The organism is Streptomyces sp. NPDC004561 (assembly GCF_053602155.1).
On record NZ_JBSGDB010000068.1, the window covers coordinates 1 to 26,695 of the forward strand.

38 protein-coding genes and 1 pseudogene are annotated in these 26,695 nt (G+C 68.1%); 35 read left to right on the forward strand and 4 right to left on the reverse strand.

The window, feature by feature from the left end; genetic code table 11:
- The 4 genes from ACWEN3_RS12190 to ACWEN3_RS12205 all read right to left on the reverse strand — a co-directional run.
- A partial coding sequence (locus tag ACWEN3_RS12190; protein ID WP_452969016.1) for a hypothetical protein occupies window positions 1–1,183 on the reverse strand: 1,183 nt, incomplete at its 3' end.
- A 29-nt stretch (window positions 1,184–1,212) separates the two neighbouring features.
- Window positions 1,213–3,414: a hypothetical protein gene (locus ACWEN3_RS12195; RefSeq protein ID WP_452969018.1), complete on the reverse strand. Its 2,202-nt coding sequence runs from the start codon at window positions 3,412–3,414 to the stop codon at window positions 1,213–1,215.
- Window positions 3,411–4,307: a hypothetical protein gene (locus ACWEN3_RS12200; RefSeq protein WP_452969020.1), complete on the reverse strand. Its 897-nt coding sequence runs from the start codon at window positions 4,305–4,307 to the stop codon at window positions 3,411–3,413. The genes ACWEN3_RS12195 and ACWEN3_RS12200 overlap by 4 nt, the downstream gene beginning before the upstream one ends.
- 129 nt (window positions 4,308–4,436) lie before the next feature.
- Window positions 4,437–5,207 (reverse strand): Crp/Fnr family transcriptional regulator, encoded by a 771-nt coding sequence (locus ACWEN3_RS12205; protein ID WP_452969022.1) that lies wholly within the window; start codon window positions 5,205–5,207, stop codon window positions 4,437–4,439.
- Between the two features lie 378 nt (window positions 5,208–5,585).
- Between ACWEN3_RS12205 and rpsL the strand changes: the two genes are divergently transcribed.
- From rpsL to ACWEN3_RS12380, 35 genes and pseudogenes are all read left to right on the forward strand, one after another.
- Complete coding sequence (rpsL, locus tag ACWEN3_RS12210) at window positions 5,586–5,957, forward strand: 30S ribosomal protein S12 (protein ID WP_003948652.1); 372 nt, start codon at window positions 5,586–5,588, stop codon at window positions 5,955–5,957.
- Between the two features lie 2 nt (window positions 5,958–5,959).
- On the forward strand, window positions 5,960–6,430 hold the full coding sequence (gene rpsG, locus ACWEN3_RS12215; protein WP_003992340.1) for a 30S ribosomal protein S7: 471 nt from the start codon (window positions 5,960–5,962) through the stop codon (window positions 6,428–6,430).
- Between the two features lie 39 nt (window positions 6,431–6,469).
- The gene (gene fusA / locus ACWEN3_RS12220; RefSeq protein WP_452969024.1) at window positions 6,470–8,596 is read left to right on the forward strand and encodes an elongation factor G; all 2,127 of its coding nucleotides are present in this window, start codon (window positions 6,470–6,472) and stop codon (window positions 8,594–8,596) included.
- Window positions 8,597–8,751: 155 nt separating this feature from the next.
- Window positions 8,752–9,945 (forward strand): elongation factor Tu, encoded by a 1,194-nt coding sequence (gene tuf, locus ACWEN3_RS12225; RefSeq protein WP_452969027.1) that lies wholly within the window; start codon window positions 8,752–8,754, stop codon window positions 9,943–9,945.
- A gap of 160 nt (window positions 9,946–10,105) precedes the next feature.
- Entirely contained in the window at window positions 10,106–11,065 is a 960-nt protein-coding gene (locus ACWEN3_RS12230; RefSeq protein ID WP_452969030.1) for a hypothetical protein, read from the forward strand.
- Window positions 11,066–11,179: 114 nt separating this feature from the next.
- Complete coding sequence (locus ACWEN3_RS12235) at window positions 11,180–11,485, forward strand: hypothetical protein (RefSeq protein ID WP_452969033.1); 306 nt, start codon at window positions 11,180–11,182, stop codon at window positions 11,483–11,485.
- Between the two features lie 437 nt (window positions 11,486–11,922).
- A complete protein-coding gene (gene rpsJ / locus ACWEN3_RS12240) occupies window positions 11,923–12,231 on the forward strand; it encodes a 30S ribosomal protein S10 (RefSeq protein WP_003948644.1) in 309 nt (102 codons plus the stop codon).
- Window positions 12,232–12,248: 17 nt separating this feature from the next.
- Entirely contained in the window at window positions 12,249–12,893 is a 645-nt protein-coding gene (gene rplC, locus ACWEN3_RS12245) for a 50S ribosomal protein L3 (protein ID WP_020135811.1), read from the forward strand.
- Between the two features lie 8 nt (window positions 12,894–12,901).
- On the forward strand, window positions 12,902–13,552 hold the full coding sequence (gene rplD / locus ACWEN3_RS12250; protein ID WP_067299849.1) for a 50S ribosomal protein L4: 651 nt from the start codon (window positions 12,902–12,904) through the stop codon (window positions 13,550–13,552).
- Window positions 13,552–13,971 carry a 50S ribosomal protein L23 gene (rplW, locus tag ACWEN3_RS12255; protein WP_190018758.1) on the forward strand — a complete coding sequence of 140 codons (420 nt, stop codon included), beginning with the start codon at window positions 13,552–13,554 and terminating at the stop codon, window positions 13,969–13,971. The genes rplD and rplW overlap by 1 nt, the downstream gene beginning before the upstream one ends.
- A gap of 38 nt (window positions 13,972–14,009) precedes the next feature.
- Complete coding sequence (gene rplB / locus ACWEN3_RS12260; protein ID WP_031167077.1) at window positions 14,010–14,846, forward strand: 50S ribosomal protein L2; 837 nt, start codon at window positions 14,010–14,012, stop codon at window positions 14,844–14,846.
- A 12-nt stretch (window positions 14,847–14,858) separates the two neighbouring features.
- Window positions 14,859–15,140, forward strand: coding sequence for a 30S ribosomal protein S19 (gene rpsS, locus ACWEN3_RS12265; RefSeq protein WP_452969038.1), 282 nt, complete (start codon window positions 14,859–14,861; stop codon window positions 15,138–15,140).
- Window positions 15,141–15,183: 43 nt separating this feature from the next.
- Entirely contained in the window at window positions 15,184–15,531 is a 348-nt protein-coding gene (gene rplV, locus ACWEN3_RS12270) for a 50S ribosomal protein L22 (protein ID WP_019329637.1), read from the forward strand.
- Complete coding sequence (gene rpsC / locus ACWEN3_RS12275; RefSeq protein WP_003998826.1) at window positions 15,531–16,352, forward strand: 30S ribosomal protein S3; 822 nt, start codon at window positions 15,531–15,533, stop codon at window positions 16,350–16,352. The genes rplV and rpsC overlap by 1 nt, the downstream gene beginning before the upstream one ends.
- Window positions 16,353–16,357: 5 nt before the next feature.
- The gene (rplP, locus tag ACWEN3_RS12280) at window positions 16,358–16,777 is read left to right on the forward strand and encodes a 50S ribosomal protein L16 (RefSeq protein ID WP_452969041.1); all 420 of its coding nucleotides are present in this window, start codon (window positions 16,358–16,360) and stop codon (window positions 16,775–16,777) included.
- The gene (gene rpmC, locus ACWEN3_RS12285) at window positions 16,777–17,001 is read left to right on the forward strand and encodes a 50S ribosomal protein L29 (RefSeq protein ID WP_161226990.1); all 225 of its coding nucleotides are present in this window, start codon (window positions 16,777–16,779) and stop codon (window positions 16,999–17,001) included. The genes rplP and rpmC overlap by 1 nt, the downstream gene beginning before the upstream one ends.
- A complete protein-coding gene (gene rpsQ, locus ACWEN3_RS12290) occupies window positions 17,001–17,285 on the forward strand; it encodes a 30S ribosomal protein S17 (protein ID WP_153539280.1) in 285 nt (94 codons plus the stop codon). The genes rpmC and rpsQ overlap by 1 nt, the downstream gene beginning before the upstream one ends.
- Before the next feature lie 100 nt (window positions 17,286–17,385).
- Complete coding sequence (gene rplN / locus ACWEN3_RS12295; protein ID WP_003998823.1) at window positions 17,386–17,754, forward strand: 50S ribosomal protein L14; 369 nt, start codon at window positions 17,386–17,388, stop codon at window positions 17,752–17,754.
- 2 nt (window positions 17,755–17,756) lie between these two features.
- Window positions 17,757–18,080 (forward strand): 50S ribosomal protein L24, encoded by a 324-nt coding sequence (gene rplX / locus ACWEN3_RS12300; RefSeq protein WP_076097138.1) that lies wholly within the window; start codon window positions 17,757–17,759, stop codon window positions 18,078–18,080.
- Window positions 18,080–18,637 (forward strand): 50S ribosomal protein L5, encoded by a 558-nt coding sequence (gene rplE, locus ACWEN3_RS12305; RefSeq protein WP_061920719.1) that lies wholly within the window; start codon window positions 18,080–18,082, stop codon window positions 18,635–18,637. Before rplX ends, rplE begins: the two co-directional genes overlap by 1 nt.
- A 5-nt stretch (window positions 18,638–18,642) precedes the next feature.
- Window positions 18,643–18,828 carry a type Z 30S ribosomal protein S14 gene (locus ACWEN3_RS12310; RefSeq protein WP_003948630.1) on the forward strand — a complete coding sequence of 62 codons (186 nt, stop codon included), beginning with the start codon at window positions 18,643–18,645 and terminating at the stop codon, window positions 18,826–18,828.
- Between the two features lie 209 nt (window positions 18,829–19,037).
- Window positions 19,038–19,436 carry a 30S ribosomal protein S8 gene (gene rpsH, locus ACWEN3_RS12315; RefSeq protein ID WP_007384075.1) on the forward strand — a complete coding sequence of 133 codons (399 nt, stop codon included), beginning with the start codon at window positions 19,038–19,040 and terminating at the stop codon, window positions 19,434–19,436.
- Between the two features lie 24 nt (window positions 19,437–19,460).
- Entirely contained in the window at window positions 19,461–20,000 is a 540-nt protein-coding gene (gene rplF, locus ACWEN3_RS12320) for a 50S ribosomal protein L6 (RefSeq protein ID WP_452969047.1), read from the forward strand.
- A gap of 3 nt (window positions 20,001–20,003) precedes the next feature.
- A complete protein-coding gene (rplR, locus tag ACWEN3_RS12325; RefSeq protein WP_067045323.1) occupies window positions 20,004–20,387 on the forward strand; it encodes a 50S ribosomal protein L18 in 384 nt (127 codons plus the stop codon).
- A 37-nt stretch (window positions 20,388–20,424) separates the two neighbouring features.
- Window positions 20,425–21,030, forward strand: coding sequence for a 30S ribosomal protein S5 (gene rpsE, locus ACWEN3_RS12330; protein ID WP_015658456.1), 606 nt, complete (start codon window positions 20,425–20,427; stop codon window positions 21,028–21,030).
- Entirely contained in the window at window positions 21,030–21,212 is a 183-nt protein-coding gene (gene rpmD, locus ACWEN3_RS12335; protein WP_004927226.1) for a 50S ribosomal protein L30, read from the forward strand. Before rpsE ends, rpmD begins: the two co-directional genes overlap by 1 nt.
- 2 nt (window positions 21,213–21,214) lie before the next feature.
- On the forward strand, window positions 21,215–21,670 hold the full coding sequence (rplO, locus tag ACWEN3_RS12340; RefSeq protein ID WP_190189399.1) for a 50S ribosomal protein L15: 456 nt from the start codon (window positions 21,215–21,217) through the stop codon (window positions 21,668–21,670).
- Between the two features lie 189 nt (window positions 21,671–21,859).
- On the forward strand, window positions 21,860–23,173 hold the full coding sequence (gene secY / locus ACWEN3_RS12345; protein ID WP_452969052.1) for a preprotein translocase subunit SecY: 1,314 nt from the start codon (window positions 21,860–21,862) through the stop codon (window positions 23,171–23,173).
- Complete coding sequence (locus tag ACWEN3_RS12350; RefSeq protein WP_452969055.1) at window positions 23,173–23,835, forward strand: adenylate kinase; 663 nt, start codon at window positions 23,173–23,175, stop codon at window positions 23,833–23,835. The genes secY and ACWEN3_RS12350 overlap by 1 nt, the downstream gene beginning before the upstream one ends.
- Window positions 23,836–23,934: 99 nt before the next feature.
- A complete protein-coding gene (map, locus tag ACWEN3_RS12355) occupies window positions 23,935–24,771 on the forward strand; it encodes a type I methionyl aminopeptidase (RefSeq protein ID WP_452969058.1) in 837 nt (278 codons plus the stop codon).
- A gap of 232 nt (window positions 24,772–25,003) precedes the next feature.
- Window positions 25,004–25,225, forward strand: coding sequence for a translation initiation factor IF-1 (gene infA / locus ACWEN3_RS12360; protein ID WP_003948620.1), 222 nt, complete (start codon window positions 25,004–25,006; stop codon window positions 25,223–25,225).
- 60 nt (window positions 25,226–25,285) lie between these two features.
- The gene (rpmJ, locus tag ACWEN3_RS12365; RefSeq protein WP_003998809.1) at window positions 25,286–25,399 is read left to right on the forward strand and encodes a 50S ribosomal protein L36; all 114 of its coding nucleotides are present in this window, start codon (window positions 25,286–25,288) and stop codon (window positions 25,397–25,399) included.
- A 193-nt stretch (window positions 25,400–25,592) separates the two neighbouring features.
- Window positions 25,593–25,973, forward strand: a complete 381-nt coding sequence (rpsM, locus tag ACWEN3_RS12370) for a 30S ribosomal protein S13 (protein ID WP_020135802.1) — start codon at window positions 25,593–25,595, stop codon at window positions 25,971–25,973.
- A 70-nt stretch (window positions 25,974–26,043) separates the two neighbouring features.
- The gene (rpsK, locus tag ACWEN3_RS12375) at window positions 26,044–26,448 is read left to right on the forward strand and encodes a 30S ribosomal protein S11 (RefSeq protein WP_003956432.1); all 405 of its coding nucleotides are present in this window, start codon (window positions 26,044–26,046) and stop codon (window positions 26,446–26,448) included.
- Between the two features lie 143 nt (window positions 26,449–26,591).
- A pseudogene (locus ACWEN3_RS12380) lies at window positions 26,592–26,695 on the forward strand (DNA-directed RNA polymerase subunit alpha); the annotation flags it as partial.

Below are 26,695 nucleotides of genomic sequence, written 5' to 3' on the forward strand. Positions count from 1 at the left end.
CGTCGAGCGTGCCCTGGCCGAGTCCGTGGCCCCGCTTCCGTACGAAGAACTCGTCCAGCGTACCGCCGAGGCCTTCCCCGGGGCCCCTGTCGAGCTGTCCCTGCGGCGGCTGACCGTACGGCGGCTGGTCATAGGCGGGTTGGCCGTAGGGGGCCGGCGGCGGGCCCGGGGTGTAGGGCTGGGGCGGTACGTACGGCTGCTGCGGGGGCATGCCCGGGGGCAGCGCCGGGGGCGCCGCCTGCTCCTGCATCAGGTCGTCCACGGAACGCAGCACGGAGCGGGCCGACTCGGCCTTCTGGAAGTCCTCCAGGCTGTCCCCGGCGATCAGTTCGAGTTCCTTGCGGATCGTGCCGAGCTGGTCCTTCTCCAGCGTGCCGATGACCATCCGGGTGTCCCTGGGATGGGCCGCGAGGTGCAGGGCCCAGGCGGCGACGCCGCCGTGCTGGAGCCAGTACTGGTAGAACGCGATCTTCTGCGCGACCAGTGCCTGCGACTGCTGTTCCTGCAGCACGTCCAGCTGGTGCGACAGCTGCGCCTGGCGCATCCGGTACTCGTGCTCCGGGTCGAGCATCTCCGACTCGTAGCGCAGGGTCCGCCTGCGCCGGCGGTGGGCGATCGCGTCGTCGTCCAGGCGCAGCCGCACCACGCACGTCACGTTCAGGCCGGTGCCCGCGGCGAAGCTGCCCTCCTCCTCGACCGCCCGCTGCACGGCCCGTTCGGCGGCCGGGCTGTCCTCGATGGGGAAGCGCCGGGTGACCGGCCGGGCCACCTGCTGCAGTTCACGGGTGAGCCGGGTCGGCACGTCCCGTTCGCCGCTCGCCACGAGGGCGATCGGATCCGCCACCCGCCAGGTGAGGTCGGCGGTCGCGCCGAAGGCGAACGCGTCGTCGTCACTGGGCAGTTCGAGTTCCAGCTGGACCGGGTGGCTGCCCATGTCCACCTCGTACACCGAGGTGTAGCGGCGGGTCGCGGCCTCCGTGCGGCTGGGGCGGTTCGGCGGCATGTAGACGTCGTACGAACCGCTCGCGGTCACGAAGACCAGGGCGTGGTCGATCGCGCCGACCTGTCGGCGGGCGGTGTAGTCGAAGCGCGAGATCGGGCGAACGGTCAGCACCGGGTCGATCAGTGCGCTGTGCCGGTCGGCGTTCTGCGTCCACTCCGGCGGTCGGCGGAAGTCCGCCATGGCTCAACTCCTCTTGTTCTCATGGTCTTTCAGTGCGCGGCCGAGGCCGGGTGCAGCACCTTGAGCAGGTGTTCGGCCAGCGGTGGGTGCGGGCTTCCGTCCTCCGCGCGCATGGTGCGCAGTTCGTGGTCGAGGCGCTTGCGGTCGTCCGCGGTGACGACCAGCGCGGGCAGCAGCAGCTCCAGGGCCACGGCGGCGTCCGGGCGGCGGGCGGCGACGTGCACCCAGGTCTGCAGGGCCTCCAGCGCCGGCCGGGTGTGGGTGTGGTCGTTGAGCGCGGTGCGCCACAGGGTCGCCATGTCGCGGGCCGTGTCGCCCTGGTACATGCCGGTCTCGGCGTACCAGCCGACGAGCGCGCCGTCCTCGGCGTTGTCGCAGGCGAGCGCGAAGGCGGCCAGGGCGAGGTCGCGGACCGCCGGGGTGTCCCGGTACAGCAGCCGCACGAACTCGGCGAGCACCTCACCGCGGCGCTGGCCGGCGGACAGCAGCAGCGCGGCGGACTCGGTGAGGTTGCCCTGCTCGGCCTGGTTGCTGGCGTCGACCCGGGCACGGGAGGCCAGCGCGTCGAGGGCGGGGCCGGCCAGGTCGGGGCGGAGCGGAGCGAGCAGGCCGAGGGCGCGGATGGCGGTCCAGCGGCGGCCCCACTGGACGTCGTTGCACCACTGGGTGAGCAGCCGCAGGACGACCGGAGCGCCGAGGAGCTGGGCCAGGGTGAGGGTGTTGGCGGCGGTGACGCGCGGGCCGAGGCCGCGGGCGGTCGCCCAGCCGTCCACGAGCAGCGCCATCGTCGAGGGCAGGTCGGCGGCGGCGAGCAGCGCGGCGGCTGCGGCGGCGCGGGTGCGGACCAGGGGGCGGCCGTCGCGGGCGAGTTGCCTGAGCCAGTCGACCAGGGCGGGGCGGGCCGAGGGGTGGCTGGTCCACACCTCGGTGAGCAGGACCTGGGGGGTGCGCTCGTCGTGGAAGGCGGCCATGAACTGCGGCACCGGACCCCAGTCGGTCTGCTCCTGCCGTACCTCCCCGTCTGCCCGCGCGAGCGCGAGGCGGTCCTCGGCGGCCGGCCCGAACACCGGGATGGTCGGCGGCCGTTCGGGGTGCTGCAACCCCTCGAAGTGCACGAACAGCTTGTCGGCGAGTTCGGCGGCGAGGACGTAGGGCGCCTGGTCGAAGACGGCGAGCGCGATGAGGAAGGCCTTCTCTCGCAGCCCGGTCTCCGGATCGCCGAGCCAGTCCCGGCACTGCTTCTCCACCGCGGCCTGTCCGAAGTCCGCGAGCTGTGCCAGCGCCTCCGGGCTGCCGTCGTACACCGCCAGCGCCTCGGCGAACGTGGCGGCCTCGGCCGGATGGCGGTCGGCGCCGGTGAGGAAGGCGGTCACCGGCGGGAGCGCGAGCAGGGCGTCGGCGTCGTCCGGTCTGCGCCGGCGGAGCAGGGCCCGTACGACGTCCTCGGCGGGCGGCGGAGCCCAGGGGCAGGGTGTGACGCCGGGCAGGTGGGGTGAGTTCTCGACGGTGACGACGAGGTAGCCGCCGGTCTTGACGAGCTGGTCGCGGGCCGCGAACACGTGGGTGTCACGCAGCGGGCGGTTGCGGCTGAGGGGCAGGTCGCGCAGGACGTAGCCGCCGGGCTGGGTGAGCGCTCCGCTCAGGGCGGCGGGCGCGGTCTCGGGGCTCAGCGCGTGCACGGCCGGGACGGCCAGGCGGTGCACCAGCATCAGCGCGGCGGCGTTGCGGCCGGTGGCGTGGGCGCCGGAGAGGACGAGCACCCGCTCCTCGCGTAACCGTTCCAGCGCGGTGGTGAAGGCGGCCCCGTCGGCGAAGACGGCGGCCAGCGCCTCGATCTGCTCGCGGGGTATCTCGCCGGAGGCGTCGGGCGTGGCGCCCGGGGCGCCGTGGTGGTGGATCTCGGTCCGGCCGCCCATGTAGACGTCGCCGTCGACGCGGCCGCCCGAGACGCCGTGCTGGGCGCCGGCGACCATGCTGCCGCCGAAGCGGGACCCGTCCCCGAGGAAGAAGCCCGGGGTGTGCGAGACCAGCTCCCGCTGGGCGGCGCGGGCCTCCTGGGTGCCCTCCGCCTCCGGCTCCAGGCCGCTGTCGGACGCCGGGTCCTCGGCGGACGTCTGCTGTCTCTGCGGTGCCTGCCCGGGAGACGACTGGCCGGGAGGGGACTGCTTGGGGGGAGCGGCGCCCGGCGCGCCGCCGTCGGGGGCGGCCGCGGCCGCCGCGGCGGCCGTCATGCCTCCTCACCCGCCGTCCCGCCGAGGTGCACGTCCCCGGTGACCTGCCCGCCGGACACCCCGTGCTGGTCCCCGGCGACGAGGCTCCCGCCGAACCGGGGCGAGCCGTTCCCGAAGTCGAACACGACCCCGCCGGCCCGCGCGGGGGCGGGCGCCTCGGGTCGATACGCCGCCGCCTCGACCGGGGCCCCCGAGGCGGGTGCCCCCGAGGCCGGTGCCCCCGGCGCAGGTGCCTCCGAGGCCGGTGCCCCCGGTGCCGATACGTCCCCCGACGTGGCCGGCACCGGGGGTTCCCCCGTGTCACCGTGGTTCGCGGCGCCGCACGGCACCGGCCCGTGGAGCCAGGCGCGCAGCGGCCCGTTCTTGCTGGTCAAGGTCACCGCGTGGAAGTCGGCGGCCCGGACGCCGTGGTGGTCGTGGCGCACGATCCCCGCGTGCACGCCCTCCGACACGCACAGCGCGAAGCCGTCGGCCCGCTCCCGCAGAGCGGCGCGCAGCAGCGGGGCGTCGAGCAGCCGGCAGGCGTGGTTCAGGTCGGAGCCGACCCAGCCGCCGTGCTCATCGACGGCCACGTACCCGGTGGCGACCACCCCGCGCAGCCGGATCTGGGCGGAGCTCGACGCGAGCCGGTTGTAACCGTACAGCTGGGCCGGCACCTCGGTGAGCAGGGCCCGCAGCAGCGCCGTGACGGAGGCCCCGGCGTCGATCAGCTCCATGACGGAGTCGCCCCGGTCGGCCCGCAGCCGCCGGGTCCCGTCGACGCCGGCGCGCTCCAGGGCCTGGTCGGCGATGTTGTACAGCACGCGCCGCAGATACGCCTGCTCGACGTCGTCGCGGTCGCTGTACTTCTCGATGTCGAGCAGGAGCATCGTCCGGCTCACGGGGTCGTTCATGGTCGCCTTTCGGTTGCCTGGCTGGATCGGGTCGCGTCCGCCGTCAGAAGGGTGGCGCGGGGGACGGAAGGGGCGTGAGGACGGATGACCCACTCGGACTGTGACCGTGTGCACAGAACGCCCGTGCGCCTAGGTGAGGCGCCCGCGCGCGCCGCTCGCTCCGTCGCCCCCGCGTGCGATCCGGCGCAGGACGTCCGGCCGCACGATCACGAGCGCCCGGCGGCCGGTGCGGACCACGTCGCGCTCCCGCAGGTCCTTCAGCAGCCGCTGCACCGCCTCGCGCGAGGCGCCCACGGAGCCGGCGAGCTCCTGCTTGCTCAGCGGCACGGACAGCACGACCCCCTCGGCGGTGCGCCGGCCGTGGGTGCGGGCGAGGTCGAGCAGGAGGGTCGCGAACCGTTCCCTGACGGCCATGGAGGCGAACTCCAGGCGGCGCCGGTCGGCGGCCCGGGTGCGGTCCGAGGTGAGGCCGAGCAGGGCGAAGGAGACGGCGGGAGAGCCGGCCAGGAAGTCGGTGAAGCGCTCGCGCTGGACGGCCACGGCCCGTACGCGTTCCAGCGCGGTCACGGTGGCCGAGCGGGTCCGGCCGGTCAGCGCGGCCGACTCGCCGACGATGTCGCCGGGCCCGCGCAGTGCCAGCAGCGCCTCGTAGCCGCTGGCGGCCGCCGCCGTGACCTTGGTCCAGCCCTGCACGACGAACAGCACGTGCGAGGACGGCTCCCGCTGGCGCAGCAGCACACCGCGTGGCGCGAAGTCCAGCTCGTGGCCGAGCGCGAGCAGCCCGGCCCGGTCCCCCTTCTCCAGCCGGGCCAGGAACGGCACCCGGTCGTCGAGACCGTCGTCCCCCGCCGTCTCGTCCTGTGCCTGCCGCGGTAACGCGTGCGGTATGTCCCCCGTCATGGAACCCTCATCCCCCGAGCCCTGCAGCGACCGCTCAACGTACAGAAGCGGCGGGCCGCGCGAGGACGGAACGGCCGGGATTCACCGGGAAGCGTCACATGCCCCAGGATGGGAACCCGGACAACTCTGGCGTGTCGGGGTGGACTGCATTTGTTTTGACCGAAGTCCGTGAGGTAGGTACGCTCAGACCTTGTGCCTGGGGTGTGCCCTGGCTCCTGTGCGTGCCTCCAAACCGCATGGCGAGCCGCGATCGGCCACCGTAATTCGCGCCCTTCTCGCCTTGCGGCGGAAGTCTGGCGGATTCGACACACCCGACCGCGTGGGTCGGAGACGTTCCAGGTTAGTTGTACCTATCGGCACACAGAAACCGGAGAAGTAGTGCCTACGATCCAGCAGCTGGTCCGCAAGGGCCGGCAGGACAAGGTCGAGAAGAACAAGACGCCCGCACTCGAGGGTTCCCCTCAGCGTCGCGGCGTCTGCACGCGTGTGTTCACGACCACCCCGAAGAAGCCGAACTCGGCCCTGCGTAAGGTCGCGCGTGTGCGTCTGACCAGCGGCATCGAGGTCACCGCTTACATTCCGGGTGAGGGACACAACCTGCAGGAGCACTCCATCGTGCTCGTGCGCGGCGGCCGTGTGAAGGACCTGCCGGGTGTTCGCTACAAGATCATCCGCGGCTCGCTCGACACCCAGGGTGTCAAGAACCGCAAGCAGGCCCGCAGCCGCTACGGCGCCAAGAAGGAGAAGTAAGAATGCCTCGTAAGGGCCCCGCCCCGAAGCGCCCGGTCATCATCGACCCGGTCTACGGTTCTCCTCTTGTCACGTCGCTCATCAACAAGGTGCTGCTGAACGGCAAGCGCTCCACCGCCGAGCGCATCGTCTACGGCGCCATGGAGGGTCTGCGTGAGAAGACGGGCAACGACCCGATCATCACGCTGAAGCGCGCGCTGGAGAACATCAAGCCGACCCTCGAGGTCAAGTCCCGCCGCGTCGGCGGTGCGACGTACCAGGTTCCGATCGAGGTCAAGCCCGGTCGCGCCAACACGCTCGCGCTGCGCTGGCTCGTCGGTTACTCCCGCGCCCGTCGCGAGAAGACCATGACCGAGCGTCTGCTCAACGAGCTTCTCGACGCCTCCAACGGCCTGGGTGCCGCTGTGAAGAAGCGCGAGGACACGCACAAGATGGCCGAGTCCAACAAGGCCTTCGCGCACTACCGCTGGTAGTCGCTACCCACATCGAGACCGAGAGAAGACTGAAGCCTTATGGCTACCACTTCACTTGACCTGGCCAAGGTCCGCAACATCGGGATCATGGCCCACATCGACGCGGGCAAGACGACCACCACCGAGCGGATCCTGTTCTACACCGGCGTTTCGTACAAGATCGGTGAGGTCCACGACGGCGCTGCCACCATGGACTGGATGGAGCAGGAGCAGGAGCGTGGCATCACGATCACCTCTGCTGCCACCACCTGCCACTGGCCGCTGGAGGACGTCGACCACACCATCAACATCATCGACACGCCGGGTCACGTCGACTTCACCGTCGAGGTGGAGCGTTCCCTGCGCGTGCTCGACGGTGCCGTGACGGTGTTCGACGGTGTCGCCGGCGTTGAGCCGCAGTCCGAGACCGTGTGGCGTCAGGCGGACCGCTACGGCGTTCCGCGTATTTGCTTCGTCAACAAGCTCGACCGCACCGGTGCCGAGTTCCACCGCTGTGTCGACATGATCGTCGACCGCCTGGGCGCTCAGCCGATCGTCATGCAGCTCCCGATCGGTGCCGAGGCCGACTTCAAGGGCGTCGTGGACCTGGTCCGCATGAAGGCGCTCGTGTGGTCCGCCGAGGCCACCAAGGGCGAGATGTACGACGTCGTCGACATCCCCGACACGCACGCCGAGGCCGCCGAGGAGTGGCGCGGCAAGCTGGTCGAGGCCGTCGCCGAGAACGACGAAGAGATCATGGAGCTGTTCCTGGAGGGCCAGGAGCCCACCGAGGAGCAGCTGTACGCCGCGATCCGTCGTATCACCATCGCCTCCGGCAAGGGCACCGGCACCACCATCACCCCGGTGTTCTGCGGTACCGCGTTCAAGAACAAGGGTGTTCAGCCCCTGCTCGACGCGGTCGTGCGCTACCTGCCGTCCCCGGTCGACATCGAGGCCATCGAGGGCCACGACGTCAAGGACCCCGAGGTCGTCGTCAAGCGCAAGCCGTCCGACGACGAGCCGCTGTCGGCGCTGGCGTTCAAGATCATGAGCGACCCGCACCTCGGCAAGCTCACCTTCGTCCGGGTTTACTCGGGCCGCCTGGAGTCCGGCTCTTCGGTGCTGAACTCCGTCAAGGGCAAGAAGGAGCGCATCGGCAAGATCTACCGCATGCACGCCAACAAGCGTGAGGAGATCGACTCGGTGGGCGCCGGCGACATCGTCGCCGTCATGGGCCTGAAGCAGACCACCACCGGTGAGACGCTGGCCGACGACAAGAACCCGGTCATCCTGGAGTCCATGGACTTCCCGGCGCCGGTCATCCAGGTCGCCATCGAGCCCAAGTCGAAGGGCGACCAGGAGAAGCTGGGCGTCGCGATCCAGCGCCTGGCCGAGGAGGACCCGTCCTTCCAGGTCCACTCGGACGAGGAGACCGGCCAGACCATCATCGGTGGTATGGGCGAGCTGCACCTCGAGGTGCTGGTCGACCGTATGCGCCGTGAGTTCAAGGTCGAGGCCAACGTCGGCAAGCCGCAGGTGGCCTACCGCGAGACGATCCGCAAGGCCGTCGAGCGCGTCGACTACACCCACAAGAAGCAGACCGGTGGTACCGGTCAGTTCGCCAAGGTGCAGATCGCGATCGAGCCCATCGAGGGCGGCGACGCCTCGTACGAGTTCGTGAACAAGGTGACCGGTGGTCGTATCCCGAAGGAGTACATCCCTTCGGTCGACGCCGGTGCGCAGGAGGCCATGCAGTTCGGCATCCTCGCCGGTTACGAGATGACCGGCGTGCGCGTCATCCTGATCGACGGCGGCTACCACGAGGTCGACTCCTCCGAGCTCGCCTTCAAGATCGCCGGTTCGCAGGCCTTCAAGGAGGCCGCGCGCAAGGCTTCGCCCGTGCTCCTTGAGCCGATGATGGCCGTCGAGGTCACCACGCCCGAGGACTACATGGGTGAGGTCATCGGCGACATCAACTCCCGCCGTGGCCAGATCCAGGCCATGGAGGAGCGGGCTGGTGCCCGCGTCGTGAAGGGCCTCGTGCCCCTGTCGGAGATGTTCGGCTACGTCGGCGACCTCCGTAGCAAGACGTCGGGTCGCGCAAGCTACTCGATGCAGTTCGACTCCTACGCCGAGGTTCCGCGGAACGTCGCCGAGGAGATCATCGCGAAGGCCAAGGGCGAGTAACGCTCCGCGTTCACACGCCGTAGGCTTGACTCCGGAGCCTCAAGGGGCAAACAACCGCAAACACGGATGTTTGCCCCGGGTTCCGGGCTTTCCAGCAAAGATCACCTGGCGCCGATGAAGTAAGGCGTACAGAACCACTCCACAGGAGGACCCCAGTGGCGAAGGCGAAGTTCGAGCGGACTAAGCCGCACGTCAACATCGGCACCATCGGTCACATCGACCACGGTAAGACGACCCTCACGGCCGCCATTACCAAGGTGCTGCACGACGCTCACCCGGACCTGAACGAGGCCACCCCGTTCGACAACATCGACAAGGCTCCTGAGGAGCGCCAGCGCGGTATCACCATCTCCATCGCGCACGTCGAGTACCAGACCGAGGCGCGTCACTACGCCCACGTCGACTGCCCGGGTCACGCGGACTACATCAAGAACATGATCACGGGTGCGGCGCAGATGGACGGCGCCATCCTCGTGGTCGCGGCCACCGACGGCCCGATGCCGCAGACCAAGGAGCACGTGCTCCTGGCCCGCCAGGTCGGCGTTCCGTACATCGTCGTCGCCCTGAACAAGGCCGACATGGTGGACGACGAGGAGATCATGGAGCTCGTCGAGCTCGAGGTCCGTGAGCTCCTCTCCGAGTACGAGTTCCCGGGCGACGACCTGCCGGTCGTTCGTGTCTCCGCGCTGAAGGCGCTTGAGGGCGACGCCGAGTGGACCCAGTCCGTCCTGGACCTCATGAACGCCGTCGACACCGCGATCCCGGAGCCGGAGCGCGACGTCGACAAGCCGTTCCTGATGCCGATCGAGGACGTCTTCACGATCACCGGTCGCGGTACGGTCGTCACCGGCCGTATCGAGCGTGGTGTCCTCAAGGTCAACGAGACCGTCGACATCATCGGCATCAAGACCGAGAAGACCACCACCACGGTCACCGGTATCGAGATGTTCCGCAAGCTGCTCGACGAGGGCCAGGCCGGTGAGAACGTCGGTCTGCTGCTCCGCGGCATCAAGCGCGAGGACGTCGAGCGCGGCCAGGTCATCATCAAGCCGGGCTCGGTCACCCCGCACACCGAGTTCGAGGCGCAGGCCTACATCCTCTCCAAGGACGAGGGTGGCCGCCACACGCCGTTCTTCAACAACTACCGCCCGCAGTTCTACTTCCGTACGACGGACGTGACCGGCGTGGTGACCCTCCCCGAGGGCACCGAGATGGTCATGCCGGGTGACAACACCGAGATGAAGGTGGAGCTCATCCAGCCCGTCGCCATGGAGGAGGGCCTGAAGTTCGCCATCCGTGAGGGTGGCCGCACCGTGGGCGCCGGCCAGGTCACCAAGATCGTCAAGTAAGTTCCGCTTGCTTGAAGGTCACTGACCCAGGAGAGGCCCGTACGACTTCGGTCGTACGGGCCTCTTCGGCGTTCCCGCAGCCCTTCCCGTACGGGGCATGTCACACGCGTACGGCATCATGACCGATGCCCCGGCCCCGCCCCAGCGAAGGGTTCACCGCGTGAGTACCGTCCCGCCCGCCGAAGGCCCCGACGAGCACCCGGACGAGCCGTCCGCCATATCCGACGAGCAGTGGGCGGCGTTCCTGCGGGACGCGGCCGAGGGCGGCGGAGGGCCCGCGCCCAAGGAGCCGTCGGCGCGGGCCAGGATGCTGGCCCGCCGGCTCCGGGGCAGGCCCAGGGCGGCGTCGCGCCCGCGCGGACCCAGGGGCGGCGCGCTGCGCGCGAGGGCGACCGCCACGGTGCCCTGGCTGGCGGCGGCGGCCGTGGTGCTCCTGGGCGCCTACCAGATGGACCTGCTCTCGTGGTTCGGCCCGCCCGCGTCCGGTCCGGCCGAGGCCGTGGCACTGCCCGGAGGCGGCGTCTCCGACGGCGACCACTGCGGCGCCAGGGGCTACCACTACTTCCCGCTCCCCGCGGACGCCTCCTCGCCCCCGCCACCGGATTCCCCCGACCACCCGCGGCCGGGCCCGCAGCTCGTGCTCGGCTCCTACGGCTACGAGCGGCTGTCCAGAGCCCCCGGCCACCTGAACGTCGGGCTGCTGTTCGCGCCGGGCCCCAAGGGCTCGCTGAAACTGTCCCGGACCCTTGGCGGTGAAGGCGTCGCGGTGGAGATCGAGGGGCCGCACGGACTGGTCGCCGGGGCGTACGGCCTGCCGGTCACCTGGAGCACCGGCGGGAAGGCGGACGGCGCCGACAGCACGCGCATCGACCTGACCGGTGGTGGGGGCGGCGAGGTCGTCCTGCCGCTGAAGGCCCTGTGCCCCGGCTACGACGCCCACACCGTGACGCAGGGGCTCATGACACCGGTGGACTCCCACAACACCATCACCGGCCAGCCGCCCTACACCCTGACCGTCTCGGTCCGCGACCCCGCCATCGGCGAGTCCCGCACAGCCCGCGGCCTCCCGGCCGGGGGAAACCTCCTGAACACGAACAACCTGGTGCCGACGGGGCCCTGACGGTCGGTCCCCGTGGTCAACTGCCCTGCGGCAGCCGGTCATTTGCTACCGTGACGCGGTCACGTCAGCACGGCACACGGGGGTTGTCATGGCAGGAAGTGGCGGCGCGCTTCGGTGCGGCGCTGGAGGCCGCGACGACCGGGCGGCTACCACCAGGCCGGGCAGCACACCGAGCCGCAGGCTCGCATCCTGCAGCACACGATCAACACGCTGTACACCGACAAGCACGCCCTGGACCACGGCCACGTGCCCCGGTCCGCGCAGCAGGCGGTGTTCGTGCTCTACCACCTGTACGACAGGGACACCGACAGCTATCCGGTGCCGCACTACTCCGCCTCGTTCGCCCGCTCCGCCCTGAAGGCCTTCGCCGAGCACGAGGCGCAGCGGCGCGGCTGCACCGACGTACGGTCCACCACCTGACCGTGACCGGCCCGCGACGGGCCCCGGTTTGACCTACGTCACCTTCGGGGTAATCTCTTCGGCTCGATTGGCGGAGCCCCCGCCCCATATGGCAGACTGTCCGAGTTGCTCGGTCGAGTGTTGATGCTGCGCGCCTCCCGCCGGGAGGACTGGAAGCGAGTCCCACAGTACTCGTCGCCCTAACTGCCTTCGGGCAGCACTGGGGCGGACGTACGGGAATCTTCCGGGAAGTGTGGGCGCGGCACCGGCCAGGCGCCCGGTGGGCCTTTCGCCCCCGGTCTGCGGTTCCGGAAGGGCCGTGTGCATTCCCGCAGGGATGTTCGAACAAGGGACATCTGTGTCAGTGGGAGCGCGACACGCCCGACCGCGTGGGTCGGAGCGAACCAGAGAAACACCGGGTTCCAGAGCGTTAGAAGAGACAGGACTACTGAGTAGCCATGGCGGGACAGAAGATCCGCATCCGGCTCAAGGCCTACGACCACGAGGTCATCGACTCCTCGGCGAAGAAGATCGTCGAGACGGTGACCCGCACTGGTGCGTCGGTCGCGGGCCCGGTGCCGCTGCCCACTGAGAAGAACGTGTACTGCGTCATCAAGTCGCCGCACAAGTACAAGGACTCGCGCGAGCACTTCGAGATGCGCACGCACAAGCGCCTGATCGACATTCTCGACCCCACCCCCAAGACCGTTGACTCTCTGATGCGACTCGACCTCCCGGCCGGTGTCGACATCGAGATCAAGCTCTGAGGGTCGGTGAGCTGAGAATGGCTAAGCAGATCAAGGGCATCCTGGGCGAGAAGCTCGGCATGACGCAGGTGTGGGACGAGAACAACCGTGTTGTTCCGGTCACCGTCGTCAAGGCCGGCCCCAACGTCGTCACCCAGGTTCGTACGAACGATGTCGACGGCTACGAGTCGGTCCAGATCGCCTTCGGCGAGATCGACCCGCGCAAGGTGAACAAGCCCCTCAAGGGCCACTTCGCCAAGGCCGACGTCACTCCCCGCCGCCACCTCGTCGAGATCCGTACCGCTGACGCCAGCGAGTACACCCTCGGCCAGGAGATCACCGCCGAGGTGTTCGAGGCCGGCATCAAGGTCGACGTGACCGGCAAGAGCAAGGGCAAGGGCTTCGCCGGTGTCATGAAGCGTCACAACTTCAAGGGCCTCGGCGCCGGACACGGCACCCAGCGCAAGCACCGCTCGCCCGGTTCCATCGGTGGCTGCGCCACCCCGGGCCGCGTGTTCAAGGGCCTCCGCATGGCGGGTCGCATGGGCAACGAGCGGGTCACCACCCAGAACCTGACCGTCCACGCCGTTGACGCGGAGAAGGGTCTGCTGCTCATCAAGGGCGCGGTTCCCGGTCCGAACGGCGGCCTCGTCCTGGTCCGCACCGCGGCCAAGGGGGCCTGAGGTAACCGATGAGCACTGTTGACATCCTTTCGCCGGCGGGCGACAAGGCCGGTTCCGTCGAGCTCCCCGCGGAGATCTTCGACGCCAAGGTCAGCGTTCCGCTGATCCACCAGGTCGTCGTCGCGCAGCTGGCCGCTGCCCGTCAGGGCACGCACAAGACCAAGACGCGTGGCGAGGTCCGCGGTGGTGGCAAGAAGCCGTACCGCCAGAAGGGCACCGGTCGCGCCCGCCAGGGTTCGACCCGCGCGCCGCAGTTCGCCGGTGGTGGCGTCGTGCACGGTCCCGTGCCGCGTGACTACTCGCAGCGGACCCCCAAGAAGATGAAGGCCGCCGCCCTGCGCGGTGCCCTCACCGACCGGGCGCGTCACAACCGCATCCACGTCGTCTCCGGCGTGGTCGAGGGTGCGATCTCCACCAAGGCCGCCAAGAGCCTGTTCGGCAAGATCTCGGAGCGCAAGAACCTGCTCCTGGTCGTCGAGCGCTCCGACGAGGCCGCGTGGCTGTCCGCCCGCAACCTGCCCCAGGTCCACATCCTGGAGCCGGGCCAGCTGAACACGTACGACGTTCTCGTCTCGGACGACGTGGTCTTCACCCAGGCCGCTTTCGAGTCCTTCGTGTCTGGCCCCAAGGCCGCTGACACCGAAGGGAGCGAGGCCTGATGGCTACGCGTCACCCGAGCATTGCCTCCAAGGCCGCCAAGGCCGCCAAGGCCGCGCGCGTCGCCAAGGCGCGTCGCCACGCCACCGAGGGCAAGAACACCGTCGAGACCCCGCTGAGCAAGTCGTACACGGACCCCCGTGACGTCCTGCTGAAGCCGGTCGTCTCCGAGAAGAGCTACGCGCTCCTCGACGAGAACAAGTACACGTTCATCGTCGACCCGAACGCCAACAAGACCCAGATCAAGCAGGCCGTCCAGGCGGTCTTCGACGTCAAGGTCACCGGGGTCAACACGATCAACCGCCAGGGCAAGCGCAAGCGCACGAAGACCGGTTTCGGTCAGCGTGCCGGCAGCAAGCGCGCGATCGTGACCCTCGCCGAGGGCGACCGTATCGACATCTTCGGCGGTCCGACCGCGTAAGCGGGTCGGATCGTCCGATATCGGACGAGGACTGAGAAATGGGAATCCGCAAGTACAAGCCGACTACGCCGGGCCGTCGTGGCGCCAGCGTCGCCGACTTCGTCGAGGTCACGCGGTCCACGCCGGAGAAGTCGCTGGTCCGCCCCCTGCACAGCAAGGGCGGCCGTAACAACGCCGGTCGTGTGACCGTTCGCCACCAGGGTGGCGGACACAAGCGCGCCTACCGAGTGATCGACTTCCGTCGTCACGACAAGGACGGCGTGCCGGCGAAGGTCGCGCACATCGAGTACGACCCCAACCGCACCGCGCGCATCGCGCTGCTGCACTACGCCGACGGCGAGAAGCGCTACATCCTCGCCCCGCGCAACCTGCAGCAGGGTGACCGCGTCGAGAACGGTCCCGGGGCCGACATCAAGCCGGGCAACAACCTGGCCCTCCGCAACATCCCGGTCGGTACCACGATCCACGCGATCGAGCTCCGTCCCGGTGGCGGTGCCAAGTTCGCCCGCTCCGCCGGTGCCTCCGTGCAGCTGCTCGCGAAGGAGGGCTCGATGGCCCACCTGCGCATGCCGTCCGGCGAGATCCGCCTGGTCGACGTCCGCTGCCGCGCCACCATCGGTGAGGTCGGCAACGCCGAGCAGAGCAACATCAACTGGGGTAAGGCCGGCCGTAAGCGGTGGCTGGGCGTTCGCCCGACCGTCCGTGGTGTCGTGATGAACCCGGTTGACCACCCGCACGGTGGTGGTGAGGGCCGGACGTCCGGTGGTCGCCACCCTGTGTCCCCGTGGGGCAAGAAGGAAGGCCGTACTCGTTCGCCCAAGAAGGCGTCGAACAAGTACATCGTCCGCCGCCGCAAGACGAACAAGAAGCGCTAAGGACGGGTTGAGATGCCTCGTAGCTTGAAGAAGGGGCCCTTCGTCGACGACCACCTGATGAAGAAGGTGGACGTCCAGAACGAAGCCGGCAGCAAGAACGTCATCAAGACCTGGTCCCGTCGCTCGATGATCGTCCCGGCCATGCTCGGCCACACGATCGCGGTGCACAACGGCAAGACCCACATCCCGGTGTTCGTCACCGAGTCGATGGTCGGCCACAAGCTCGGCGAGTTCTCGCCGACCCGCACCTTCCGGGGCCACGTCAAGGAAGACCGGAAGTCGAAGCGCCGCTAGTAGCGGATCGCATTCAGACACGTAAGTAACTGAAGGGACAACCATGGAAGCCAGGGCCCAGGCGCGGTACATCCGCGTCACGCCCATGAAGGCCCGCCGCGTGGTGGACCTCATCCGTGGCATGGACGCCACGGAGGCCCAGGCTGTTCTGCGATTCGCTCCGCAGGCAGCCTCCGTGCCGGTCGGCAAGGTGCTCGACAGCGCCATCGCCAACGCCGCGCACAACTACGACCACACCGACGCCGACAGCCTCTACATCTCCGAGGCGTACGTCGACGAGGGCCCGACCCTGAAGCGGTTCCGTCCGCGTGCCCAGGGCCGCGCCTACCGGATCCGCAAGCGGACCAGCCACATCACCGTGGTCGTCAGCAGCAAGGAAGGAACCCGGTAATGGGCCAGAAGGTAAACCCGCACGGGTTCCGGCTCGGTGTCACGACCGACTTCAAGTCGCGTTGGTACGCCGACAAGCTGTACAAGGACTACGTCAAGGAAGACGTCGCCATCCGTCGGATGATGACGTCCGGCATGGAGCGCGCCGGCATCTCGAAGGTTGAGATCGAGCGCACCCGTGACCGCGTGCGTGTGGACATCCACACCGCTCGTCCGGGCATCGTCATCGGCCGCCGTGGCGCCGAGGCCGACCGCATCCGCGGTGACCTCGAGAAGCTCACGGGCAAGCAGGTCCAGCTGAACATCCTCGAGGTCAAGAACCCCGAGACCGACGCTCAGCTGGTTGCCCAGGCCGTCGCCGAGCAGCTCTCCTCCCGCGTCTCCTTCCGCCGTGCCATGCGCAAGAGCATGCAGTCGGCGATGAAGGCCGGCGCCAAGGGCATCAAGATCCAGTGCGGCGGCCGCCTCGGCGGCGCCGAGATGTCCCGCTCGGAGTTCTACCGCGAGGGCCGCGTGCCCCTGCACACGCTCCGCGCGAACGTGGACTACGGCTTCTTCGAGGCCAAGACGACCTTCGGCCGCATCGGTGTGAAGGTCTGGATCTACAAGGGCGACGTCAAGAACATCGCCGAGGTCCGCGCCGAGAACGCTGCCGCCCGTGCGGGTAACCGCCCGGCCCGCGGTGGCGCCGACCGCCCGGCCCGTGGTGGCCGTGGTGGCGAGCGGCGCGGTCGCAAGCCGCAGCAGGCTGCCGGCGCCGAGGCCCCCAAGGCCGAGGCTCCCGCGTCCGCTCCGGCTGAGAGCACCGGAACGGAGGCCTGACCGAAATGCTGATCCCCCGTAGGGTCAAGCACCGCAAGCAGCACCACCCCGGACGCAGCGGCGCTGCCAAGGGTGGCACGACGGTTGCGTTCGGCGAGTACGGCATCCAGGCGCTCACCCCGGCGTATGTGACGAACCGTCAGATCGAGGCCGCTCGTATCGCCATGACGCGTCACATCAAGCGTGGTGGCAAGGTCTGGATCAACATCTACCCGGACCGTCCCCTCACCAAGAAGCCTGCCGAGACCCGCATGGGTTCCGGTAAGGGCTCTCCGGAGTGGTGGATCGCCAACGTCAAGCCCGGACGCGTGATGTTCGAGCTTTCGTACCCCAACGAGAAGATCGCCCGTGAGGCGCTGCTTCGTGCGGCCCACAAGCTGCCGATGAAGTGCCGGATCGTCAAGCGCGAGGCAGGTGAAGCGTGATGTCGGCCGGTACCAAGGCGTCCGAGCTGCGCGAGCTGGACAACGAGGAGCTTCTGGCGAAGCTCCGCGAGGCCAAGGAAGAGCTGTTCAATCTCCGCTTCCAGGCGGCGACCGGTCAGCTCGAGAACCACGGCCGTCTGAAGGCGGTCCGCAAGGACATCGCCCGGATCTACACCCTCATGCGTGAGCGTGAGCTCGGCATCGAGACGGTGGAGAACGCCTGATGAGCGAGAAGAACGTGACTGAGAACACCGAGGCGCGCGGTTTCCGCAAGACCCGTGAGGGTCTCGTCGTCAGCGACAAGATGGACAAGACCGTCGTCGTCGCCGTCGAGGACCGTGTCAAGCACGCGCTGTACGGCAAGGTCATCCGCCGTACGAACAAGCTCAAGGCGCACGACGAGCAGAACGCCGCGGGTGTCGGCGACCGCGTCCTCCTCATGGAGACCCGGCCGCTGTCCGCGACGAAGCGCTGGCGCGTCGTCGAGATCCTCGAGAAGGCCAAGTAATTCTCCTGCGGGGCGCCCCTCGCAGGACAGTTCCGCCAGGCTCCGGGGGCCGCTCGGTTGAGCGGCCCCCGGGGAACCGGCAGACAAACAGGAGATAGACGTGATCCAGCAGGAGTCGCGACTGCGTGTCGCCGACAACACTGGTGCGAAGGAGATCCTTTGCATCCGTGTGCTCGGTGGCTCCGGTCGCCGCTACGCGGGCATCGGTGACGTCATCGTCGCCACCGTCAAGGACGCGATCCCCGGTGGCAACGTGAAGAAGGGTGACGTCGTCAAGGCGGTCATCGTTCGCACCGTCAAGGAGCGCCGTCGTCCGGACGGCTCGTACATCCGCTTCGACGAGAACGCCGCCGTCATTCTGAAGAACGACGGCGACCCTCGCGGCACCCGTATCTTCGGCCCGGTCGGCCGTGAGCTGCGCGAGAAGAAGTTCATGAAGATCATCTCGCTCGCGCCGGAGGTGCTGTAAGCATGAAGATCAAGAAGGGCGACCTGGTCCAGGTCATCACCGGTAAGGACAAGGGCAAGCAGGGCAAGGTCATTGCCGCTTACCCGCGCGAGGAGCGCGTCCTGGTCGAGGGTGTCAACCGGGTCAAGAAGCACACCAAGGCCGGTCCGACCGCTCGCGGTTCCCAGGCCGGCGGCATCGTGACCACCGAGGCCCCGATCCACGTCTCCAACGTCCAGCTGGTCGTGGAGAAGGACGGTCAGAAGGTCGTCACGCGTGTCGGTTACCGCTTCGACGACGAGGGCAACAAGATCCGCGTTGCCAAGCGGACGGGTGAGGACATCTGATGGCTACCACCACCACTCCGCGTCTGAAGCAGAAGTACCGCGAGGAGATCGCGGGCAAGCTGCGTGACGAGTTCAAGTACGAGAACGTCATGCAGGTTCCCGGCCTCGTCAAGATCGTGGTCAACATGGGTGTCGGCGACGCCGCCCGTGACTCGAAGCTGATCGAGGGCGCGATCCGCGACCTGACCACCATCACCGGTCAGAAGCCGGCCGTCACCAAGGCCCGCAAGTCCATCGCGCAGTTCAAGCTGCGTGAGGGCCAGCCGATCGGTGCCCACGTCACGCTCCGTGGCGACCGCATGTGGGAGTTCCTGGACCGCACCCTGTCGCTCGCGCTGCCGCGCATCCGCGACTTCCGCGGCCTGTCCCCCAAGCAGTTCGACGGCCGTGGCAACTACACCTTCGGTCTCACGGAGCAGGTCATGTTCCACGAGATCGACCAGGACAAGATCGACCGTACCCGGGGCATGGACATCACCGTGGTCACCACGGCGACCAACGACGCTGAGGGCCGCGCGCTCCTTCGTCACCTCGGCTTCCCGTTCAAGGAGGCGTGAGCGAGATGGCGAAGAAGGCTCTGATTGCCAAGGCTGCTCGCAAGCCCAAGTTCGGTGTGCGTGGCTACACCCGCTGCCAGCGCTGCGGCCGTCCGCACTCCGTGTACCGCAAGTTCGGCCTGTGCCGCGTGTGCCTTCGTGAGATGGCTCACCGTGGCGAGCTGCCGGGCGTGACCAAGAGCTCCTGGTAATCCCCCTTTTAGGGATTCCGGAGACTCTCGGTAAGCATCTGGGTCGGCAGAGGCCCACCTCCGCATGCCTTAGGCTTGTGGGGTTGGGCGTCTGTCGCCCGTACGACTTACTACGCCGTAGGTCCACCGCGCCGCACCCGTCCCGTCTCGGATCGGGGAGAGGGATGGCGCACCAGGAAACCCCGGCGAGAGAGGCCGAAGGCCAATTCATGACCATGACTGATCCGATCGCAGACATGCTTACGCGTCTGCGGAACGCGAACTCGGCATACCACGACTCCGTGACGATGCCGGCGTCGAAGATCAAGTCGCACATCGCGGAGATCCTCCAGCAGGAGGGCTTCATCACGGGCTGGAAGGTCGAGGACGCCGAGGTCGGCAAGAACCTCGTTCTCGAGCTGAAGTTCGGCCCGAACCGTGAGCGCTCCATCGCGGGCATCAAGCGGATCTCCAAGCCCGGTCTCCGGGTGTACGCGAAGTCCACCAACCTGCCGAAGGTGCTCGGCGGCCTCGGCGTGGCGATCATCTCCACGTCGCACGGGCTCCTCACCGACAAGCAGGCCGGCAAGAAGGGCGTGGGTGGGGAAGTCCTCGCCTACGTCTGGTAGCAGAAGGGAACGGAGGAAACAGCTATGTCGCGCATCGGCAAGCTCCCCATCGCGGTTCCCGCCGGCGTGGACGTCACCATCGACGGCCGTACGGTCAAGGTCAAGGGCCCCAAGGGCGAGCTGACCCACACCGTCGTGGCACCGATCGAGATCGTCAAGGGTGAGGACGGCGTCCTGAACGTCACCCGCCCGAACGACGAGCGTCAGAACAAGGCCCTGCACGGCCTGTCCCGCACGCTGGTGGCGAACATGATCACCGGCGTGACCCAGGGTTACGTGAAGAAGCTCGAGATCAGTGGTGTCGGTTACCGCGTGACCGCCAAGGGCTCGAACCTCGAGTTCGCGCTCGGCTACAGCCACCCGATCGTCATCGAGGCCCCCGAGGGCATCACCTTCAAGGTGGAGGCCCCCACCCGGTTCTCGGTCGAGGGCATCGACAAGCAGAAGGTCGGCGAGGTTGCGGCCAACATCCGCAAGCTGCGCAAGCCTGACCCGTACAAGGCCAAGGGCGTCAAGTACGAGGGCGAAGTCATCCGCCGCAAGGTCGGAAAGGCGGGTAAGTAAGCCATGGCATACGGGCAGAAGATCCTCAAGGGCGACGCCTACAAGCGCGCCGCGATCAAGCGCCGTCACATCCGGATCCGCAAGAACCTTTCCGGTACGGCGGAGCGTCCCCGTCTGGTCGTGACCCGCTCCAACCGCCACATCGTGGCGCAGGTGATCGACGACCTGAAGGGCCACACCCTGGCTTCGGCGTCCACTCTGGACAGCTCGATCCGTGGTGGCGAGGGCGACAAGTCCGCGCAGGCCAAGCAGGTCGGCGCCCTGGTCGCCGAGCGCGCCAAGGCCGCCGGTGTCGAGGCCGTCGTGTTCGACCGTGGTGGCAACCAGTACGCCGGGCGCATCGCCGCCCTGGCGGACGCCGCCCGCGAGGCCGGGCTCAGGTTCTGAGCCGCCGTAGCTAGCGGAAAAGAGAGAGGTAAATCCAATGGCTGGACCCCAGCGCCGCGGTGGCGGTGCCGGTGGCGGCGAGCGGCGGGACCGGAAGGGCCGTGACGGCGGCGCTGCTGCCGCCGAGAAGACCGCGTACGTTGAGCGCGTCGTCGCGATCAACCGCGTCGCCAAGGTTGTGAAGGGTGGTCGTCGCTTCAGCTTCACCGCGCTGGTCGTGGTGGGCGATGGTGACGGCACCGTGGGTGTCGGTTACGGCAAGGCCAAGGAGGTGCCGGCCGCCATCGCCAAGGGTGTTGAGGAGGCCAAGAAGCACTTCTTCAAGGTCCCCCGGATCCAGGGCACCATCCCCCACCCCATCCAGGGTGAGAAGGCTGCCGGCGTCGTGCTGCTCAAGCCCGCGTCCCCCGGTACCGGCGTTATCGCCGGTGGCCCGGTGCGTGCCGTGCTCGAGTGCGCCGGTATCCACGACATCCTGTCGAAGTCGCTCGGCTCCGACAACGCGATCAACATCGTGCACGCGACCGTGGAGGCCCTGAAGGGCCTGCAGCGTCCCGAGGAGGTCGCGGCCCGCCGTGGTCTGCCCCTGGAGGACGTCGCCCCCGCGGCTCTGCTGCGTGCTCGTGCCGGGGCGGGTGCGTGATGGCTCAGCTCAGGATCACGCAGGTCAAGTCCTACATCGGCAGCAAGCAGAACCACCGTGACACCCTGCGCTCCCTTGGTCTCAAGGGCATCAACACGCAGGTCGTCAAGGAGGACCGCCCCGAGTTCCGCGGCATGGTGCACACCGTCCGCCACCTCGTGACGGTCGAGGAGGTCGACTGATCATGGCGGAGCAGAACCCGCTGAAGATCCACAACCTCCGTCCCGCCCCCGGCGCCAAGACCGCCAAGACCCGTGTCGGTCGTGGTGAGGCGTCGAAGGGTAAGACGGCCGGTCGTGGTACCAAGGGCACCAAGGCCCGCTACCAGGTTCCGGAGCGCTTCGAGGGCGGCCAGATGCCGCTGCACATGCGCCTCCCGAAGCTGAAGGGCTTCAAGAACCCGTTCAAGACCGAGTACCAGGTCGTGAACCTCGACAAGCTGGCCGCGCTCTACCCCGAGGGTGGCGAGGTCACGGTCGAGGGTCTGGTGGCCAAGGGTGCCGTTCGCAAGAACAGCCTCGTCAAGGTCCTCGGCCAGGGCGAGCTCTCCGTGGCGCTGCAGGTGACGGTCGACGCCGTCTCCGGCTCCGCCAAGGAGAAGATCACCGCCGCCGGCGGTACGGTCACCGAGCTCGTCTGAGCACTTCCTCAGGCGCTTCGATGACGTAAACGGTCCCGACCGGGGATACCTCACAATGGGGTATCCCCGGTTGGTCGTTCCAAGGGGGGCAGTGTCGCCGGTAAGGTGGCCTGCACTGTTCTTTTTCGTATTCGTCGAACCTCAGACCGTCACCCTTGACGCACTTGCGTGGGGGTCGCAGGAGGCACCGTGCTCACCGCGTTCGCCCGGGCGTTCAGGACGCCCGACCTGCGCAAGAAACTGCTCTTCACGCTGGCCATCATCGTGGTCTACCGGGTCGGTACCCACATCCCGATCCCCGGCGTCAACTACAAGGCCGTCCAGCAGTGTGTGAGCGAGGCGGGGGCCAACCAGGGCCTCTTCGGCCTCGTGAACATGTTCAGCGGTGGCGCGCTGCTGCAGATCACGGTCTTCGCGCTCGGCATCATGCCGTACATCACGGCCAGCATCATCCTCCAGCTGCTGACCGTGGTCATCCCGCGCCTGGAAGCCCTGAAGAAGGAGGGCCAGGCCGGTACGGCGAAGATCACGCAGTACACGCGTTACCTGACCGTCGCCCTCGCCATCCTCCAGGGCACCGGTCTGGTCGCCACCGCCCGCAGCGGCGCGCTCTTCAACGGCTGCTCGGTCGCCTCGAGCATCGTCCCGAACCAGGCGATCTTCACGACGATCACGATGGTCGTCTGCATGACCGCCGGCACGGCCGTCGTGATGTGGCTCGGCGAGCTGATCACCGACCGGGGCATCGGCAACGGCATGTCGATCCTGATGTTCATCTCGATCGCCGCGACCTTCCCGTCCGCGCTGTGGGCGATCAAGAAGCAGGGCACCCTGGCCGGCGGCTGGATCGAGTTCGGCACGGTCATCCTGGTCGGCCTGGTCATGGTCGCGCTCGTCGTCTTCGTCGAGCAGGCCCAGCGCCGCATCCCGGTGCAGTACGCGAAGCGCATGATCGGCCGTCGTTCCTACGGTGGTACGTCCACGTACATCCCGCTCAAGGTGAACCAGGCGGGTGTGATTCCGGTCATCTTCGCCTCGTCGCTGCTCTACATTCCGGCACTCGTGGCGCAGTTCGCGGGGGGTAACTCGGGCTGGAAGCAGTGGGTCCAGCAGAATCTGACCAAGGGCGACCACCCGATTTACATCACTCTGTACTTCTTGCTCATCGTTTTCTTCGCGTTCTTCTACGTGGCGATCTCCTTCAACCCCGAGGAAGTCGCCGACAACATGAAGAAGTATGGTGGCTTCATCCCGGGCATCCGGGCTGGCCGACCGACCGCTGAGTACCTCAGCTACGTGCTCAACCGGATCACCTGGCCGGGTTCGCTGTATCTGGGGCTGATCGCTCTCGTACCGACAATGGCGTTGGTGGGCTTCGGGGCAAGCCAGAACTTCCCGTTCGGCGGTACCAGCATCCTGATCATCGTGGGTGTCGGTCTCGAGACGGTGAAGCAGATCGAGAGCCAGCTCCAGCAGCGCAATTACGAAGGGTTCCTCCGCTGATGCGTATCGTCCTCGTCGGGCCGCCGGGTGCCGGTAAGGGAACGCAGGCCGTCCGGCTATCAGAGCAGCTGGCCATCCCGCACATCTCCACGGGTGATCTGTTCCGGGCCAACATCAGCCGGCAGACCGAGCTGGGCAAGCTGGCGAAGTCCTACATGGACCGCGGCGAGCTGGTGCCGGACGAGGTCACCATCGCGATGGCCAAGGACCGCATGGAGCAGTCGGACGCGGTGAACGGCTTCCTGCTGGACGGCTTCCCGCGCAACGTGTCGCAGGCGGAGGCGCTGGACCAGCTGCTGGAGTCCGAGCGGATCACGCTGGACGCCGTTCTGGACCTGGAGGTCCCCGAGGACGAGGTCGTCAAGCGGATCGCCGGCCGGCGCATCTGCCGCAACGACTCCTCGCACGTCTTCCACGTGACGTACAGCCCGCCGAAGCGGGAGGGCGTCTGCGACGTCTGCGGCGGTGAGCTGTACCAGCGCGACGACGACTCCGAGGACACGGTCCGCACGCGGCTGGAGGTCTACCACACGCAGACCGAGCCGATCATCGACTACTACAAGGCGCAGGGCCTGGTCGTGACGATCTCCTCCCTGGGCCCGGTGGACGAGATCACGCAGCGGGCCCTGGAGGCCCTCAAGCGCGAGAAGGCCGAGAAGTAGATCCCGGCCCTTCCGGCCGCGGTGCCCTGCCCGGGCGCCGCGGCCGTACTGTTGTGTACGTAACCCAGCCGACGCGAGTGACGGAGAGCGCAGGCCCCCATGGTGCAGATCAAGACGCCCGAGCAGATCGCCAAGATGCGTGCGGCGGGCCTGGTCGTAGCCGCCATCCACGCGGCGACCCGTGAAGCCGCGGTGCCGGGCGCCTCCACCAAGGATCTGGACGAGGTCGCCCGCAAGGTCCTCGCCGAGCACGGCGCCAAGTCGAACTTCCTGGGCTACGGCGGCTTCCCGGCGACCATCTGCACCTCGGTGAACGACGTGGTCGTCCACGGCATCCCGTCCGACGAGGTCGTCCTCAAGGACGGCGACGTCATCTCCATCGACTGCGGCGCGATCGTCGACGGCTGGCACGGCGACGCCGCGTACACGGCCTTCGTGGGCTCCGGTCACTCCCCGGAGCTGGTGGAGCTGTCCCGGGTGACGGAAGAGTCCATGTGGGCCGGCATCGCGGCGATGAAGCTGGGCAACCGCCTGGTCGACGTCTCCCGGGCGATCGAGACCTACATCCGGCGCCAGCCCAAGCCGGGCGGCGGCCGCTACGGCATCATCGAGGACTACGGCGGCCACGGCATCGGCACCGAGATGCACATGGACCCGCACCTGCTGAACTACGTCGACCGCCGCCGCGGCAAGGGCCCCAAGCTGGTGCCCGGCTTCTGCCTCGCCATCGAGCCCATGGTCTCCCTCGGCACCCCCCGCACCGAGGTGCTCTCCGACGACTGGACGGTCATCACGACCGACGGCACCTGGTCCTCCCACTGGGAGCACTCCGTCGCCCTCACCGAGCAGGGCCCGCTGGTCCTGACGGCCCCGGACGGCGGCAGAGCGAAGCTGGCGGAGTACGGCGTGACGACGGCGCCCGACCCGCTGGGCTGACGACGGCCAGGACCGCTACGAGCAGCGTCCGCCGCTTTCTGACGGCCCCGGACGGCGGCGCCCGACCCGCCGCCGGCATAGGGATCACCCGAGTGGGGCAGACTCCCTCGATTCGCCTTTCCGGGTGCGCCGACGTAGACTGACTCGTCGGCTCTCGTGCACCCGCATGTCCGCATGCGCCCGCAAGGGAAGCGTGAGAGTCGATCAAGGTAGTCGATTCGAAGGGCGAAGCGTGGCCAAGAAGCAAGGTGCCATCGAGATCGAGGGCACTGTCGTCGAGTCTCTGCCGAACGCCATGTTCAAGGTCGAGCTCCAGAACGGCCACCAGGTCCTGGCACACATCAGCGGCAAGATGCGTATGCACTACATCCGTATCCTCCCTGACGACCGGGTCGTGGTGGAGCTGTCTCCGTACGACCTGACGCGTGGCCGGATCGTCTACCGGTACAAGTAGATCTTGCCCGCGCACCGGGCCTGCCCGGTGCGATGGCACTGACCCGGAGAACCTCACCCAATGAAGGTCAAGCCGAGCGTCAAGAAGATCTGCGACAAGTGCAGGGTGATCCGCCGTCACGGCCGGGTCATGGTCATCTGCGAGAACCCGCGCCACAAGCAGCGCCAGGGCTGACGCACGACCAAACCCTCTGCATCGACATCGCAGAGATTCGCGCGACGCGAGCTGAATATGTTCATACGCAGAATCCAGGTGCCTAAGGCGCCTGACACCCCCGGTTCGGAGGCCGGGGACCCAGTTCGTACCTGGTACGGCGGCTGGGAATCGGTTCTGCGGAAGACCTCCGAAGATCACCAGGAGCCATTAAGTGGCACGCGTTTCCGGTGTTGACATCCCGCGCGAAAAGCGCGTGGAGGTCGCCCTCACCTACGTGTTCGGCATCGGCCGGACCCTTTCGCAGCAGACGCTGGCGGAGACGGGCATCGACCCGAACACCCGTGTTCGTGACCTGAGCGAAGAGCAGCTCGTCGCGATCCGCGAGTACGTGGACAACAACATCAAGACCGAGGGTGACCTCCGTCGCGAGATCCAGGCCGACATCCGCCGCAAGGTCGAGATCGGCTGCTACCAGGGTCTCCGTCACCGTCGCGGTCTGCCCGTCCGCGGTCAGCGCACCAGCACCAACGCCCGCACCCGCAAGGGCCCGCGTCGCGCCATCGCCGGCAAGAAGAAGCCGGGCAAGAAGTAGTCCTCAGCGGACAACGCTTCATCAGCGGTCTTCGCTGTAGGACCGACCACCTCCCCGTAGGAGTTAGTAGATGCCCCCCAAGGGTCGTCAGGGCGCTGCCAAGAAGGTGCGCCGCAAGGAAAAGAAGAACGTCGCTCACGGCCACGCGCACATCAAGAGCACGTTCAACAACACGATCGTCTCGATCACGGACCCGTCCGGCAACGTGATCTCCTGGGCCTCCGCCGGCCACGTCGGCTTCAAGGGCTCCCGGAAGTCCACGCCGTTCGCCGCGCAGATGGCCGCCGAGTCGGCCGCCCGCCGCGCCCAGGAGCACGGCATGCGCAAGGTCGACGTGTTCGTCAAGGGCCCGGGCTCCGGTCGTGAGACCGCGATCCGCTCCCTGCAGGCCACGGGCCTCGAGGTCGGCTCCATCCAGGACGTCACCCCGACCCCGCACAACGGCTGCCGCCCGCCGAAGCGTCGCCGCGTCTGACGCTTCACAGGTCGCTGGTCCGGGCGGCACGGTCCGAAAGGGTCGTGCCGCCCGTACCCTTGCAGTACCCGCGCCTCTCATTGGCGCGGTCTCCGTCGGACGTCAAATAGCGGGCGTCCACGAATGAAGGATCTGATCCACGCATGCTGATCGCTCAGCGTCCCTCGTTGACCGAAGAGGTCGTCGACGAGTTCCGCTCCCGGTTCGTGATCGAGCCGCTGGAGCCGGGCTTCGGCTACACCCTCGG